Origin of the sequence: Micromonospora sp. WMMD730 (assembly GCF_049178955.1) — a bacterium.
GTDB lineage: Bacteria > Actinomycetota > Actinomycetes > Mycobacteriales > Micromonosporaceae > Micromonospora > Micromonospora wenchangensis.
The window spans coordinates 208,603-222,339 of record NZ_JBMHML010000002.1 but is presented as its reverse complement, the minus strand read 5'-3'; the positions used below and the strand labels follow the sequence as shown (position 1 = coordinate 222,339).

Genomic DNA, 13,737 nt, shown 5'->3' with positions numbered 1-13,737 from the left:
CGACCGTCCGCCGCGAGCCGGTCCCGTCAGCGCGGCGGCGCGGCCACGAAGATCCGCCAGGAGTACGCCGGGAAGGTGAGCACCGGGCCCGCCGGGTCCTTGCTGTCCCGCACCCCGACCACCCCGACCAGATTCGTCGCCACCTCGACACATTGATCGTTAGAACCGCTCCGGCGGCTCCTGCGCCAACAAGCCCCGGTCAACTCCATGACTCCGACAATTCCCTCAGCCGCTCGATCGACTCCTGCGGTGGCAAGGCCACGCCGAGGGTAGCTTCCCAGGTGCGTTGAAGACGCCTCAGGTCAGCCGGGTCATCCAACTCCTGACCACCGATCTGACCACCGAGAAACGCCAACTCCACGTCGCCCGGCAGGCTCGCCAGGATGAACGGCCCATTCAGGCCCGGATACTCCTCGGCCGACGAGGGGACGACGTGTAGTCGGATCTGCGGGTGTTCCGTGGCGATCCGCGCAAGGTGCAGGGCCTGGTCAGACATGACCTTGCGGCCACCAACCCGCCGATGCATGACCGCCTCGTCGAGCACCGCCACGAGACGTGGGGGTCGTTCGGTGTAGAGCGTTCGTTGACTGTCCATCCTGTCGGCCAGCCGGCGTTCGACCTCCTCCGGATCGAGCATCGGATCGGACTCGAAGACCGCTCTCGCGTATGCCTCGGTCTGCAGCAGCCCCGGGACGTGGAGCGGGTCGAACCACCGCAATGCCCACGCGTCCGCGAGAATCGCACGCCAACCCCGGAGCCACACCTGTGCCCGGTCGAGCGCGACCAACTGGCTGAGCATCCGGCTGAAGATGCCGCCGGTGTCGAGGGCTTTGTCGGCCAGTTCGAGGTACTTGGCGGTGGGCGGCTGCTGGCCCAGTTCGATCGCGCTGACCATCGACGCCGAGTAGTTGACCGCCTTGGCGAGGTCGTCCTGGCTCCAGCCCCGACGGGTCCGGGCCCGCCGCAGCTCGGCGACGAGGAAGGCCGCCGCCGTCATCCGCCCGTCCGTCATCTCCAGCCGCCCTCCACCGCGCCGACGATCGACTCCGACACCACGCCGACCAGGGACGCCGCTAACACAGGACAAGACCGGAAGCCGACAACAACCCTTCACACGGTAGTGGTTTCATCAGCAGACTGTGAAGTGCGACATCGACCGCTCTCCCTCCGGGCGGACCGGTGTCGCGGTGGGACGGCCCGCTCCCCGGCCGGCGGTCCCACCGCCGGGGGAGACGACCAGCCGACCCACCATGGAGGCGACGCGATGCCCCGGCTCACCTGGCGACACCGGCTTGCCCGCAGATTCCGATCCGGCCGACTCCCGGAAGCGGCCCCACTCCGCCGGCCCGCTCCCCCGTCCGCCGGTCCAGCCACCCACCCGACCCCGTCCCCGACCAACGGACCGGGTGCTTATCCGGCCACGTCCCCGACCACCGGACCGACCGCCCACCCGGCCCCCTACCCGGCCATCGGGCCGGACGCCCACCCGGCCTCCTACCCGGCCATCGGGCCGGACGCCCATCCGGCCTCCTACCCGGCCATCGGGCCGGACGCCCATCCGGCCACGTCTGCGGCCACGGGAGCGGAGGTACCCCCGGGTACCGGGTCGGGCCCGCCCGGGTGGGAGGACACCACCATCTCGTTTCCCCGGGTGGGGCGGGTCGGTTGGCTCACGCTGGCCCAGGAGTGGCGCGCCAACCGGGGACGGCGGTGAACGCGGCGGCCGGACCGGACGGGCCGCACCGCACCGGTGGACCACCCGACCCGGTCGGCCGCAGCGGGCCGGGGCCGGCGAATCCGCGCCCCCACCTGCCGCTGCGCCCGCTCTGGCTGTGCCGGGTGTGCGCCGCGCCGTGGCCCTGCGGGGCCGCCCGACTCACCCTCGTCTCGGAGTACGCCCACGATCGGGTCGCGCTCAACATCTACCTCTGCACGGTGTTGCACGACGCCGCCGCCGACCTGTACCGCCTCTATCCCGACACCGGCCCCGACCCGGCGGCCCTCTTCGCCCGGTTCCTCGCCTGGGTCCCCCGCACCCGCCCACCGACCGAGCCATGATCCACTCACGGGGGCCGATGTAGCGCTATCAAATCCGCCTGACACCGCTACATCGGCCCACAGGAGTCGATCAAACAGGCGCCGGTCAGGGGTGGGTCATCCGGAGCAGGTCGAGGGCCTCATCAAGCTGGGTCTCGGTGAGTTTCCCGGAGTCGACGTGCCCCCGGGAGATCACCACCTCGCGGATGCTGACCTGCTTCGCCAACGCCTCCTTGGCGATCGAGGCGGCCTCGTCGTACCCGAGGTGGCGGTTGAGCGGGGTGACGATCGACGGCGACCCCTCCGCGTACGCCAGGCAGACCTCGGCGTCCGCGACCAGACCGGCCACCAGCCGGTCGGCGAAGAGCCGGCTGGACGCGGAGAGCAGCTTGATCGATTCGAGCAGGTTGCGGCCCATCACCGGGAGCATCACGTTCAGCTCGAAGTCACCCTGGCTGCCGGCGAACGCGACAGCCGCGTCGTTGCCGATCACCTGCGCGCAGACCTGCCGCACCGCCTCGGCGACCACCGGGTTGACCTTGCCCGGCATGATCGACGAGCCGGGCTGGAGGTCGGGGATGCGCAGCTCCCGCAGGCCCGCCCGGGGGCCGGACCCCATCCAGCGTACGTCGTTGGCGATCTTGTAGAGCCCGACCGCGACGGTACGCAGCTGGCCGGACGTCTCGACCAACGCGTCCCGCGCCCCCTGCGCCTCGAAGTGGTTACGGGCCTCGGTCAACGGCAGCCCGGTCGAGGCGCGCAACTTGTCGATCACCCTGCCGGCGAACCCCAGCGGGGTGTTGATGCCGGTGCCCACGGCGGTGCCGCCCAGCGGCAGCTCGGCCAGCCGGGGCAGCGCCGACTCCAGCCGCTCGACGCCGTAGCGGACCTGCGCGGCGTAGCCGCCGAACTCCTGCCCGAGGGTGACCGGGGTGGCGTCCATCAGGTGGGTACGCCCCGCCTTGACCACCGTCTCGAACTCGGCCGCCTTCGCCTCCAGCGCCTCTGCCAGGTGGCGCAGCGACGGCAGCAGGTCCTCCACCACGAACTGGGTGGCGGCCAGGTGGATCGAGGACGGGAAGACGTCGTTGCTGGACTGCGAGGCGTTCACGTCGTCGTTCGGGTGCACGTCCCGGCCCAGTTCCCGGGTGGCCAGGGTGGCGATCACCTCGTTGGTGTTCATGTTCGACGAGGTGCCCGAGCCGGTCTGGAACACGTCGATCGGGAACTGGTCGTCGTACCCGCCGTCGGCCACGTGCGCGGCGGCGGTGGCGATCGCCTCGGCGACGTCCGCGCCGATCACCCCCAGCTCGCCGTTGACCAGGGCGGCGGCCCCCTTGATCTGGGCCAGCGCCTTGATCTGGGCCGGTTCGATGCCCCGGCCGGAGATCGGGAAGTTCTGCACCGCGCGCTGGGTCTGCGCCCGCCACAACGCCTCGGCGGGCACCTCCACCTCGCCCATCGAGTCGCGTTCGATCCGGTAGCCCGCTGCCTCTGGAGTCGTCACCCGTCCCATCCTGCCCCGCCCTGGGTCGGACCGCAGATGATCGCCGTTCAGCTCCCGCGAATCAGCGGCGGCCCACGGTCAGGACCGGCTTGGTGACCTCGGCGAAGAAGTCGTTGCCCTTGTCGTCGACCACGATGAAGGCCGGGAAGTCCTCCACCTCGATCTTCCAGACCGCCTCCATGCCCAGCTCGGCGTATTCGAGCACCTCGACGTGCTTGATGCAGTCCTGGGCGAGCCGGGCCGCCGGGCCGCCGATCGAGCCGAGGTAGAACCCGCCGTGCTGCTGGCAGGAGCGGGTCACCTGGGCGGAGCGGTTGCCCTTGGCCAGCATCACCTGGGAGCCGCCGGCCGCCTGGAACTTCGCCACGTACGCGTCCATCCGGCCGGCGGTGGTCGGGCCGAACGAGCCGGAGGCGTACCCCTCGGGGGTCTTGGCCGGGCCGGCGTAGTAGACGGCGTGGTCGCGCAGGTACTGCGGCATGGGCTCACCGGCGTCGAGCCGCTCGGCGATCTTGGCGTGGGCGATGTCCCGGGCGACGACCAGCGGGCCGGTCAGCGACAGCCGGGTCTTCACCGGGTACTTCGACAACTCGGCCCGGATCTCGGCCATCGGCCGGTTGAGGTCGACGCGTACCACCTCGGAGGCGTCGAGGGTCTCGTCGGTGACGTCCGGCAGGTAGCGCGCCGGGTCGGTCTCCAGGCGCTCCAGCCACACCCCGGACGGGGTGATCTTGGCAACCGCCTGCCGGTCGGCCGAGCAGGACACCGCGATCGCCACCGGGCAGGACGCCCCGTGCCGGGGCAGCCGGACCACCCGCACGTCGTGGCAGAAGTACCGGCCGCCGAACTGCGCGCCGATGCCGAAGTTGCGGGTCAGCTCCAGCACCTCGGCCTCCAGCTCCAGGTCCCGGAAGCCGTGCGCGGTCATCGAGCCGGAGGTGGGCAGCGCGTCGAGGTACTTCGCCGAGGCGTACTTGGCGGTCTTGAGGGCGTACTCGGCGGAGGTGCCGCCGATGACGATCGCCAGGTGGTACGGCGGGCAGGCCGAGGTGCCGATCAGCCGCAGCTTCTCCTCCAGGAACTGCATCATCCGCGTCGGGTTGAGCAGCGCCTTGGTCTCCTGGTAGAGGTACGACTTGTTGGCCGAGCCGCCGCCCTTGGCCATGAACAGGAACTTGTACGCGTCGGGGTGCCCGTCCGGGTCCTCGGCGTACAGCTCCACCTGGGCGGGCAGGTTACTGCCGGTGTTCCGCTCGTCCCACATGGTCAGCGGGGCGAGCTGCGAGTACCGCAGGTTCAGCCGCGTGTACGCCTGGTAGACGCCGTGCGAGATCGCCTCGGCGTCGGAGCCGTCGGTGAGCACGTGCCGGCCGCGCTTGCCCATCACGATGGCGGTGCCGGTGTCCTGGCACATCGGCAGCACGCCACCGGCGGCGATGTTGGCGTTGCGCAGCAGGTCCAGCGCGACGAACCGGTCGTTCGGCGAGGCCGCCGGATCGTCGATGATCGACCGGAGCTGAGCCAGGTGGGCCGGCCGCAGGTAGTGGGCGATGTCGTGCATCGCCTCGGCGGTCAGCGCGGTCAGCGCGGCCGGCTCCACGGTCAGGAAACGGCGACCGCCCGGACCGTGGACGACGTCGACGCCCTCGTCGGTGACCAGGCGGTATTCGGTCTGATCCGGACCGGTCGGCAGCAAGGGGGCGTACGAGAACGCGGCGGCACTGCTCATGACGGAAAAGCCTAGGGCAGACCGGGCGATCGGTGACACCCGCCGGGTGGGTCGTGGGACGCCGCTCTCACCCGTTGCCGTTGGCGCAGAGTTCCCGTTTCGGCCCGCAACTGTCCTCGGGGTCCGGCGCGCCGCCGGTCCGCCCCGGGCCGGGCCCGGTACCGCCGTTCGAGCCGGCCGGGGGCGCGGCGGGCGGGGGCGCACCGGCACCCGCCCCGAACCGGACGTACCCGATCTCCCGCCCCTCACCGACGACCATGCCGTTGGGGCCGACCGCGAGCGCGTTGGCGCTGGTCCGCAACACCACCAGTTCCCTACCGGTACGCGGGTCCACGGCGACCAGCCGGCTCGGCTTGTCCCCGGTCAGCACCGCCGCGTACGGGGTGAGCGCCGCGCCCGCCTTCGCGCCGGCCGGCCGGGTCCAGCGGGCCTTGCCGGTGCCCAGCTCCCGGGCGATCACCGAGTCCTTGTCGGCGCTGCGGACCAGGGCGTACCTGTCGTCGACGGCGAGCAGCTTCTCGCCCTCGGCGTCCACCAGCAGCAGCCGGCCGTCGTAGCCGTCGAGGACGGCCTCCCGCCCGTCGGGGGCCACCCCGATCAGCACGCTGCGCGCCCCCTGCGGGTCCTCCCGCTGGGCGCATCCGGCACTGTCGGCGGTGCGCAGGTTGAACCCGCTGCGCCGCCACACCTCCTGCCCGGTGGCCGGGTCGCGCGCCGAGACGGCGTACTGGCAACTGCCGTCGACCGACACCGCGCGGATCTTGAGCATCCGGCCGCCGACCACCGACAACCGCTCGTCCTGGCCCGGTTCGACGTCCTGCACCACCCGGCCGGTGGCGGTGTCCACCACGTGCACCCGGCCGTCGACCGGGAAGCCGAGCAGCGGCGGGGCCGCCTCCGGCCCGGCCACCCCCTCGTCGATCCGCTGCGCGGTGAGCCGCCGGGTGCCGAGCAGGCCCGGGTTGTCGGCGAACAGCCCGCTGCTGACGCCGGGCAGGAAGGCCGTCCACAGTGGGCTGGTGCCGCGCGGGTCCCAGGCGCTCAGCGTGCAGTCGGTGGCGGCCACGCACCGGGCGTCCAGCAGCATGTTCCGGTACGTCCAGACGGCCACCGCGTCGCCGTCACGTCGCCGTACCGCCCCGGTGGTGGGGTCGAGCAGCTCGTACCCCTTGACCAGGAGCTTGCCCACGGCGACGACGGCGTCGCGGTCGCCGCCGGCCACCGCCGACCAGTCCGCCTTGCGTTCCCACAGCGGCGCGCCGGTGGCGAGGCTGCGCACCTCCGTGCGGGTACGTTGCTCGACCACGACGGTGTCGCCGACGATGGTGACGCTCTTCGGGGTACCGCCGACCCGCTGCTGCCACAGCACGTCCGGTTCGGAGATCGGCTCGCTGCGGTCGACCCAGTCCCACACCCCGGGGAAGGGGTTCCACACGCCGGTGACGGCGAGCGCGATCACGATGACGAGCCCGAGCAGCAGCCCTCCCCGCACCCCGCCAAGGCCCTTCACACCGGACACCGTAGCGACGATCACCTCCCCGCCCCGCCCCCGCGCCGGAGTGTCGCCCTCCTTTCTCCCTGGCGGGCGGCCTACCCGTCGGGCAGATCGGACGCGCCGCGACATCGCCGATATAGCGCCAACAGAGCCTTCGGATGCCGCTATATCAGCCCAATTGCGTTGATCACGACCCGGCGGCCGACCGCAGCAACGGCAGCGTGCGGTACGGGATCTGCTCGGCGAGCGCGATGATCGTGGAGGCCCGGCGGATCGCGTCGGACGAGACGATCTGGTCGATCACCCGTTGCAGGTCGGTGTTGGAGCGGGCCACGATCCGGCAGAGCAGGTCGCTCGCCCCGGTGATGGTGTGCGCCTCCAACACCTCGGGGATCGCCGCCAGATGCGCGGTGACCGTGTCGTGGCCGTGCCGCTGGCTGATCTCCAGGGTGACGAAGCTGGTCACCGCGAACCCGATCGCCGCCGGGCGGATCTCCGGCCCGAACCCGCCGATCACCCCCCGGTCGACCAGCTTGTCCAGCCGGGCCTGCACGGTGCCCCGGGCCACCCCGAGCCGGCGGGAGCATTCCAGCACCCCGATCCGGGGTTCGTCGGCGAGGAGTTGGACCAGCCTGCCGTCCAACTCGTCGAGCTGTACACCCTGTCCAGCGTTCATGGCTGCACACCCTACCGATTGCGCAACCTGACCAGGGGAAAACGTGAGTGTTGCCCAGTGGACGGGCCCACCGCGATGCTGCCTGCAAGAGCTGACGGACCACCGGCCCACGACGCCGGCCGCAACCGAGGGAGGCCACCGTGACCCAGGCGATCGACCGACCCCAGTCGACCGAGGACATCGACGTCGACACGCTCGTCGGCGCAGTCGACCACGACATCACCCGTGACCCGTTCCCGGTCAAGGGCCTCGACCACGTGCACTTCCTGGTCGGCAACGCCAAGCAGGCCGCGCACTACTACTCCACCGCGTTCGGCATGACCTGCGTGGCCTACCGGGGGCCGGAGCAGGGCTACCGCGACCACGCCGAGTACGTGCTGACCAGCGGCTCGGCCCGGTTCGTGCTGACCGGCGCGGTCCGCCCCGACGCGGCTGGCGCCGACCACGTCGCGAAGCACTCCGACGGGGTCGACGACATCGCGCTTGAGGTGCCGGACGTCGACGCCGCGTACGCGCACGCGCTGGCCCAGGGCGCTACCGGCCTCATCGAGCCGCACGACGTCACCGACGCGTACGGCACCGTCCGGCTGGCCGCCATCGCCGCGTACGGCGACACCCGGCACAGTCTGGTCGACAGGTCCCGCTACACCGGCCCGTTCCTGCCCGGCTTCGTGGCCCGGGGCCCGATCGTCGACCGGCAGCCGATGATCGCCGCCGGCCTCCAGCCGAAGCGCTTCTTCCAGGCCGTCGACCACGTGGTCGGCAACGTGGAGCTGGGCCGGATGGACGAGTGGGTGGAGTTCTACAAGCGGGTGATGGGCTTCTCCAACATGGCGGAGTTCATCGGCGACGACATCGCCACCGACTACTCGGCGCTGATGAGCAAGGTCGTCGCCAGCGGCACCCGGAAGGTCAAGTTCCCGCTCAACGAGCCGGCGGTGGCCCGCAAGAAGTCGCAGATCGACGAGTACCTGGAGTTCTACCAGGGCCCCGGCGCGCAGCACATCGCGGTCGCCACCAACGACATCCTGGCCAGCGTCGACGCGATGCGGGCGGCCGGCGTCGAGTTCCTCGACACCCCGGACTCGTACTACGACGATCCCGAGCTGCGGGCCCGGATCGGCAACGTACGGGTGCCGATCGAGGAGCTGAAGTCCCGCAAGATCCTGGTCGACCGGGACGAGGACGGCTACCTGCTCCAGATCTTCACCAAGCCGGTGCAGGACCGGCCGACGGTCTTCTTCGAGCTGATCGAACGGCACGGCTCGCTCGGTTTCGGCAAGGGCAACTTCAAGGCGCTGTTCGAAGCCATCGAGCGTGAGCAGGAAGCGCGCGGCAATTTGTAACACTGTCTCGCGTGACGCAACCTCCGAGCTACCCGACACCGCCGGCCGGTGGGCCTGGGCCCGCCGCCGGCGGCTTCGCCCCGCCCGCCGGCCCACACCCCCAGGGGTACGCCGTGCCGCCGCAACCCGGCCCCTACGCCGCGCCGCCCGGCGGCTACCCGCGACCCGGCCCGTACGCCGGGATGCCCGGGTACCCACCGCCGGCACCCGGCATGCCGCCGCCCGGTTTCCCCGGGATGTCGCCGCGTGGGCTGCCGCTGGCCAGCTTCGGTGACCGGCTGCTCGCCCTGCTCATCGACGGGGCGGTGCTCGCCGCGGCCAGCATGGTCTTCATCGTGCCGGCCTTCATCGTCTTCTTCCAGATGGTCCTGCCCGACCTGACCACCACGGCAGACGGCACGCCCACCTCCGACCCGTTCACCAACTTCCTGATTCCGATGCTGGTGTTGCAGGGCGTGATCTTCGTGGTGGCGTTCGCCATGAGCTACGTCTACCAGGTCGAGATGATGTTCAAGACCGGGCAGACCATCGGCAAGCGGGTGATGAAGATCCAGGTGGTGCCGCTCGACCCGGCCGCCACGCTGACCCGTACGGCCGCGGCCAAGCGGTGGGCCGCCTACCAGATCGGCGGGGCGATCATTCCCTTCTTCAGCTACCTCGACGGGCTGTGGCAGCTCTGGGACAAGCCGTGGCAGCAGTGCCTCCACGACAAGTTCGCCGGCACCATCGTCGTTAAGGTTGCCGGGTGAGCCAGCAGAGCGACCGCACCGGACAGCGCAGGGCGAGACCGTGAGCGTGCAACCAGGTTGGTACGTCGACCCGGCCGAGCCGACCACCCGACGGTGGTGGGACGGCGAGGGCTGGATCGGTGCCCCGATCCCGGTCGACGCCACCCCACCCGACGGCCCGCCCCCGCCCGAGCCGGAGCCCGCCGCCGAGCCGCCCGCCCCGACCTCCCCCGCCGGAACCACCCCGGCCTCCGGCCAGCACCCGTCGGCCGGGCCCGGCACGCCGGCCGCGCCGGGCCCACCCTGGGCGGGCCAGCCCTGGACCGGGCAACCCGGGGCGGCAGGACAGCCCTGGGCCGGACAGCCGGAAGCAGGACAACCAGGTCCGGGGCAGCCCGGGGCGGGACAGCCCGGGACGCCGGGGCAGCCCTGGGCCGGGCAGCCGGGAGCGGGGCAGCCCGGCGGGCCGCCGCCCGGGTGGCCGTACCCGACCTGGCCGGGGCGTCCGCCGGAACCCCGGCCGCACGGGGTGCCGCTGGCCGGCTACGGTGCCCGGCTGCTCGCCCGGCTGGTCGACTTCGGGGTCGTCCTCGGGCTCAACGCGGTGGTCAACGGCTGGTTCGTCTGGCGGTACTTCGAGGAGACCGCGCCCTACCTGCGCGAGGCGGTCCGGCGGGCGATGGCCGGCGACTCCTCGCGGGAGGGTCTGCCCGCCATCGGTGAGCAGGCCGGCGGCCTCCAGATCGCCATCCTGGTCATCGCGACCGCGCTCTGGTTCGCCTACGAGGTGCCGACGATGGCGTCCGGCGGGCAGACCCTGGGCAAGCGGCTGCTGCGCATCCGGGCGGTGCCCGTCGACGCCGACCAGCCGCTCGGCTTCGGTCGGGCCACCCGGCGGTGGAGCACCATGGGCATGCCAACCCTGCTCTGGTTCTGCTGCGGCTTCGGGCTGCTGCTCCAGTTCGTCGACGCGGTCTCCGCGCTCTTCGACCACCCGCTGCGCCAGGCCCTGCACGACAAGCGGGCCCAGACGGTCGTGGTGCGGGTGCCGCGCGCCGACCACCCGGACGCCCCCACCGACGACCGTGCCACCGACCGCACCGACCCCGAGCCCCCGGGAGACACCCCATGACCGACACCGGACGCCACCAGCCCCCACTGCGACTGACCCGCGCCGACCTGGACGCCCTGCCGAACTACGTGCCCGGCCGCAGCCCGGCCGACCTGGCCCGCGAGCTGGGCCTGGCCGAGGCGATCAAGCTGGCCAGCAACGAGGTGCCGTACGGGCCGCTGCCCGGGGTGGTCGAGGCGGTCACCGAGGCGGTCACCGGGTCGCACCGCTACCCCGACATGGGCGTGGTGGCGCTGCGCACCGCGCTCGCCGAGCGGTACGGCGTGGACCCGGACCGGATCGCCACCGGCTGCGGGTCGGTGGCGCTGGCCGAGCACCTGGTCCGGGCCACCTGCCTGCCCGGCGACGAGCTGCTCTACTCGTGGCGCTCGTTCGAGGCGTACCCGATCATCGCGGCGACCAGCGGCGCGAGCAGCGTGCGGGTGCCCAACGACGCCGGGCACGGGCACGACCTGGCGGCGATGGCCGCGGCGGTGACCGACCGGACCCGGATGGTGCTGGTCTGCAACCCCAACAACCCCACCGGCACGGCCGTACGCGGGCCGGAGCTGGACCGCTTCCTCGACGCCGTCGGCGACGACGTGCTCGTCGTCATCGACGAGGCGTACCGGGAGTTCGTCACCGACCCGCAGGTGCCCGACGGGCTGACCTACCTCGACCGGCCCAACGTGGTGGTGCTGCGCACCCTGTCCAAGGCGTGGGGCCTGGCCGGGCTGCGGATCGGCTGGCTGGTCGGCACCCCGGAGGTCGCCGCCGCGGTCCGCAAGGTGGTCACCCCGTTCTCCACCAGCACGGCGGCGCAGGCGGGGGCGCTGGCCGCGCTCGCCCAGGCCGACGAGGTCGAACGCCGCTGCGCGCTGGTCGTGGCGGAACGGGACCGGGTCACCGCGGCGCTGCGCAAGGTCGTCCCCGACGTGCCGTCCAGCCAGGCCAACTTCGTCTGGCTGCCGCTGGGCGAGAAGGCCGTGGAGTTCGGCCGGGCCTGCGAGGCGCGCGGCGTGATCGTCCGGCCGTTCCCCGGCGACGGCGTCCGGGTCACCATCGGCACCCCGGCCGAGAACGACGCCTTCCTGGCCGTGGCGGAGGCCGCCCTGTCCTGAACCACCCGCCGGCACGCCCCGGCCCACCGGCCGGGTCGGGCCGGGTCAGGTCGCGGCGAGCACCACCGGCTCGGCCATCAGGAAGTACGCCTGGTCGTCGTCGTCCGGGTCGGCGCGCTCCCGCAGCCGTTCCACCGCGACGTAGCCGCCGGCCGCGTACGCCCGGCCGGGCTTCCAGCCGATGCCGTCCCGGCCGGGGGTCATCGGGAACCGGGACCGCTGCGCGCCGGTGACCGGGTCGAGGGTGACCAGTTCCCGGCGTTCGGTCAGCACGTAGAGCCGACCGGCCTCGGTGGCGAGGATCGTCACCGGGCCCAGGTCACCGCGCTGCCAGCGGCCCTTGCCGGTGCGCGCCTCCCAGCCCTTGAGCACCCCGCCGTCGTCGCCGACGGCCAGCTCGCCGACCAGGGTGGTGCCGGCGGCGTCCAGGGCGGGGGCGGCCATCGGCGCACCCGGGCCGACCTGCCAGCCCCGGCCGCCGGAGCCGCCGTCGGTGCGCAGCCCCCGGCACTGCGAGCGGGGGGTGAGGCAGCCGACCGGGGTGACGGTGAACCGCTCGGGTGCGTCCGGGGGCCGCCAGCGGGTGCCCACCGCGCCGGTGGCGACGGCGCGGAACTCGACAGCCGTCGGGCCGGCGCAGGAGTCGACGGAGAAGACCTGCCCGGCGGCGGTGGTGCCCAGGTCGGTACGGCAGTCCCGGCCACCGTCGACCCGCCACAGCTCCCGCCCGTCGGCGAGGTCGTAACCGCGCAGACCGTCCCGGCCCGAGATGACGAGCACCGTCCGGCTTCCGGGGGCGGGGGCGACGGAGATGCCGTGCGGGTCCCAGACGGTGGCCGCCCCGGTACGCCGGGCGGGGGCCACGGCGTACGGCGTCGGCCCGTCGGCCCGCCAGGCGACCGTGCCGGTGAGCCCGTCCAGGGCCACCAGCTTCCCGTCCGACCAGCGGCTGAGCACCATCGTGCCGGCCGCCAGCACCCCGTCGAGGGTGGCCGGCCAGCGCCGGTACGACCAGAACGGGGTGACCCGGTTGCGGCTGTCGGCGGGCTGGTCGGCATAGAGCTGGCGCTCGGCGGCGTAGACCCGCAGCCGGCCCGCCACCACCAGCGGCGCGACCGGCAGCCGACCCACCACGCCGACGGCCGGGGTGCCGGCGGGCGGCGGTGCGCCCCGGGCGGGCGTGACGACCTCGGCGGGGGCGAGCACCCGGTAGCCGATGCCGGCGACCGCCACGAGGGTGAGCAGCGTGGTGACCGCGACCACGAGTCGCCGCCGTCCCTTCGGGAATCCCATGCCCACCTCCGCCCGGCACCCTACCCAGACGTCCCCCCTGGGGACCGGTCAGGTCGCGTCGCGTCGCGCGAACGAAGTCGGGCCGGCGGACCGCCGGTGCCCGGACGCGGATCAGGCGGCGGTGGCCCGGCCGGTGCTGCGCACGGTGGCGGCCAGCGCGGTCAGGTCGTGCCGGATCGCGCCCTCCACCGTCCGGGCGGCCAGGCCGCCGAAGAGCAGCGCCATCACCCGCCCGTACGGGGCGGTCGGCAGCGCCCGGTGTTCGACCGTGACGGCGGTGCCGACCCGGCGACGACGGCGGACGGCGCGCAGGGTCCAGGTGATCCGGTAGTCCACCCCGATGCCCGGGGAGGCGAGCACCAGCCGGTGTGCCGGCTCGGCGGTCAGGACCAGGAACTCCTCCGGCTGGTCGCCGCCGTCCGGGCGGGTACGGGTCTCCCGCCAGGCGGTGCCCGGCCCGAACGGCCCGGGGGTGAGCAGCTCGACGGAGCTGACCGTGCAGAGCCAGTCGACCCGGACGGGCAGGTCGGTCAGGAGTTCCCACACGTCGACGGCTGACGCCTCGATGACATCGGTGACCGCAACCGTCGACATGGCACCTCCCGTGTCGTCCACCGTACGGCGGGTGAGCGACCGGCGGGGGGCCGTACGGTGAAATTTCCGTCGCCGGCGTCCCGGGTGGGGACGCCGGCGA

At 72.9% G+C, this 13,737-nt stretch carries 13 protein-coding genes; 5 read left to right on the top strand and 8 right to left on the bottom strand.

What is annotated here, in order from left to right; genetic code table 11:
* Positions 1–26 precede the first annotated feature (26 nt).
* Both ACN265_RS01045 and ACN265_RS01040 read right to left on the bottom strand, forming a co-directional pair.
* A complete protein-coding gene (locus ACN265_RS01045) occupies positions 27–209 on the bottom strand; it encodes a DUF397 domain-containing protein (protein ID WP_377683765.1) in 183 nt (60 codons plus the stop codon).
* The gene (locus tag ACN265_RS01040; protein WP_204927135.1) at positions 200–1,012 is read right to left on the bottom strand and encodes a helix-turn-helix domain-containing protein; all 813 of its coding nucleotides are present in this window, start codon (positions 1,010–1,012) and stop codon (positions 200–202) included. The genes ACN265_RS01045 and ACN265_RS01040 overlap by 10 nt, the downstream gene beginning before the upstream one ends.
* A gap of 797 nt (positions 1,013–1,809) precedes the next feature.
* On the opposite strand from ACN265_RS01040, the gene ACN265_RS01035 reads away from it, so the two are divergent.
* Positions 1,810–2,058 carry a hypothetical protein gene (locus ACN265_RS01035; RefSeq protein ID WP_421411300.1) on the top strand — a complete coding sequence of 83 codons (249 nt, stop codon included), beginning with the start codon at positions 1,810–1,812 and terminating at the stop codon, positions 2,056–2,058.
* Positions 2,059–2,143: 85 nt separating this feature from the next.
* Here ACN265_RS01035 and ACN265_RS01030 read toward each other — a convergent pair whose 3' ends face one another.
* The 4 genes from ACN265_RS01030 to ACN265_RS01015 form a co-directional block, all read right to left on the bottom strand.
* Positions 2,144–3,544, bottom strand: coding sequence for a class II fumarate hydratase (locus tag ACN265_RS01030; RefSeq protein ID WP_420116111.1), 1,401 nt, complete (start codon positions 3,542–3,544; stop codon positions 2,144–2,146).
* A gap of 61 nt (positions 3,545–3,605) precedes the next feature.
* The gene (locus ACN265_RS01025) at positions 3,606–5,273 is read right to left on the bottom strand and encodes a fumarate hydratase (RefSeq protein ID WP_420116112.1); all 1,668 of its coding nucleotides are present in this window, start codon (positions 5,271–5,273) and stop codon (positions 3,606–3,608) included.
* A 67-nt stretch (positions 5,274–5,340) separates the two neighbouring features.
* Positions 5,341–6,792, bottom strand: a complete 1,452-nt coding sequence (locus ACN265_RS01020; RefSeq protein ID WP_372444626.1) for a PQQ-binding-like beta-propeller repeat protein — start codon at positions 6,790–6,792, stop codon at positions 5,341–5,343.
* A gap of 163 nt (positions 6,793–6,955) precedes the next feature.
* Positions 6,956–7,444, bottom strand: a complete 489-nt coding sequence (locus ACN265_RS01015) for an Lrp/AsnC family transcriptional regulator (RefSeq protein ID WP_357925920.1) — start codon at positions 7,442–7,444, stop codon at positions 6,956–6,958.
* A gap of 140 nt (positions 7,445–7,584) precedes the next feature.
* Here ACN265_RS01015 and hppD point away from each other — a divergent pair, with 140 nt between their 5' ends.
* The 4 genes from hppD to hisC are packed head-to-tail and all read left to right on the top strand — an operon-like array spanning position 7,585 to position 11,750.
* The gene (hppD, locus tag ACN265_RS01010; RefSeq protein WP_420116433.1) at positions 7,585–8,790 is read left to right on the top strand and encodes a 4-hydroxyphenylpyruvate dioxygenase; all 1,206 of its coding nucleotides are present in this window, start codon (positions 7,585–7,587) and stop codon (positions 8,788–8,790) included.
* A gap of 11 nt (positions 8,791–8,801) precedes the next feature.
* Positions 8,802–9,539 (top strand): RDD family protein, encoded by a 738-nt coding sequence (locus tag ACN265_RS01005; protein WP_420116434.1) that lies wholly within the window; start codon positions 8,802–8,804, stop codon positions 9,537–9,539.
* Positions 9,540–9,579: 40 nt separating this feature from the next.
* Complete coding sequence (locus tag ACN265_RS01000) at positions 9,580–10,650, top strand: RDD family protein (RefSeq protein ID WP_421405750.1); 1,071 nt, start codon at positions 9,580–9,582, stop codon at positions 10,648–10,650.
* On the top strand, positions 10,647–11,750 hold the full coding sequence (gene hisC / locus ACN265_RS00995) for a histidinol-phosphate transaminase (protein ID WP_421405749.1): 1,104 nt from the start codon (positions 10,647–10,649) through the stop codon (positions 11,748–11,750). Before ACN265_RS01000 ends, hisC begins: the two co-directional genes overlap by 4 nt.
* A 45-nt stretch (positions 11,751–11,795) precedes the next feature.
* Here hisC and ACN265_RS00990 read toward each other — a convergent pair whose 3' ends face one another.
* Together ACN265_RS00990 and ACN265_RS00985 are read right to left on the bottom strand one after the other, a co-directional pair.
* Complete coding sequence (locus ACN265_RS00990; protein WP_421405748.1) at positions 11,796–13,043, bottom strand: pyrrolo-quinoline quinone; 1,248 nt, start codon at positions 13,041–13,043, stop codon at positions 11,796–11,798.
* A gap of 111 nt (positions 13,044–13,154) precedes the next feature.
* Complete coding sequence (locus ACN265_RS00985; protein ID WP_357925902.1) at positions 13,155–13,637, bottom strand: SRPBCC family protein; 483 nt, start codon at positions 13,635–13,637, stop codon at positions 13,155–13,157.
* Positions 13,638–13,737 lie beyond the last annotated feature (100 nt).

Bases quoted from the DNA above. Each gene is read 5' to 3' on its own strand.
- ACN265_RS01045 (WP_377683765.1), bottom strand. From the start codon at position 209: ATGGAGTTGACCGGGGCTTGTTGGCGCAGGAGCCGCCGGAGCGGTTCT.
- ACN265_RS01040 (WP_204927135.1), bottom strand. From the start codon at position 1,012: ATGACGGACGGGCGGATGACGGCGGCGGCCTTCCTCGTCGCCGAGCTG.
- ACN265_RS01025 (WP_420116112.1), bottom strand. From the start codon at position 5,273: ATGAGCAGTGCCGCCGCGTTCTCGTACGCCCCCTTGCTGCCGACCGGT.
- ACN265_RS01015 (WP_357925920.1), bottom strand. From the start codon at position 7,444: ATGAACGCTGGACAGGGTGTACAGCTCGACGAGTTGGACGGCAGGCTG.
- hisC (WP_421405749.1), top strand. From the start codon at position 10,647: ATGACCGACACCGGACGCCACCAGCCCCCACTGCGACTGACCCGCGCC.
- ACN265_RS00990 (WP_421405748.1), bottom strand. From the start codon at position 13,043: ATGGGATTCCCGAAGGGACGGCGGCGACTCGTGGTCGCGGTCACCACG.
- ACN265_RS00985 (WP_357925902.1), bottom strand. From the start codon at position 13,637: ATGTCGACGGTTGCGGTCACCGATGTCATCGAGGCGTCAGCCGTCGAC.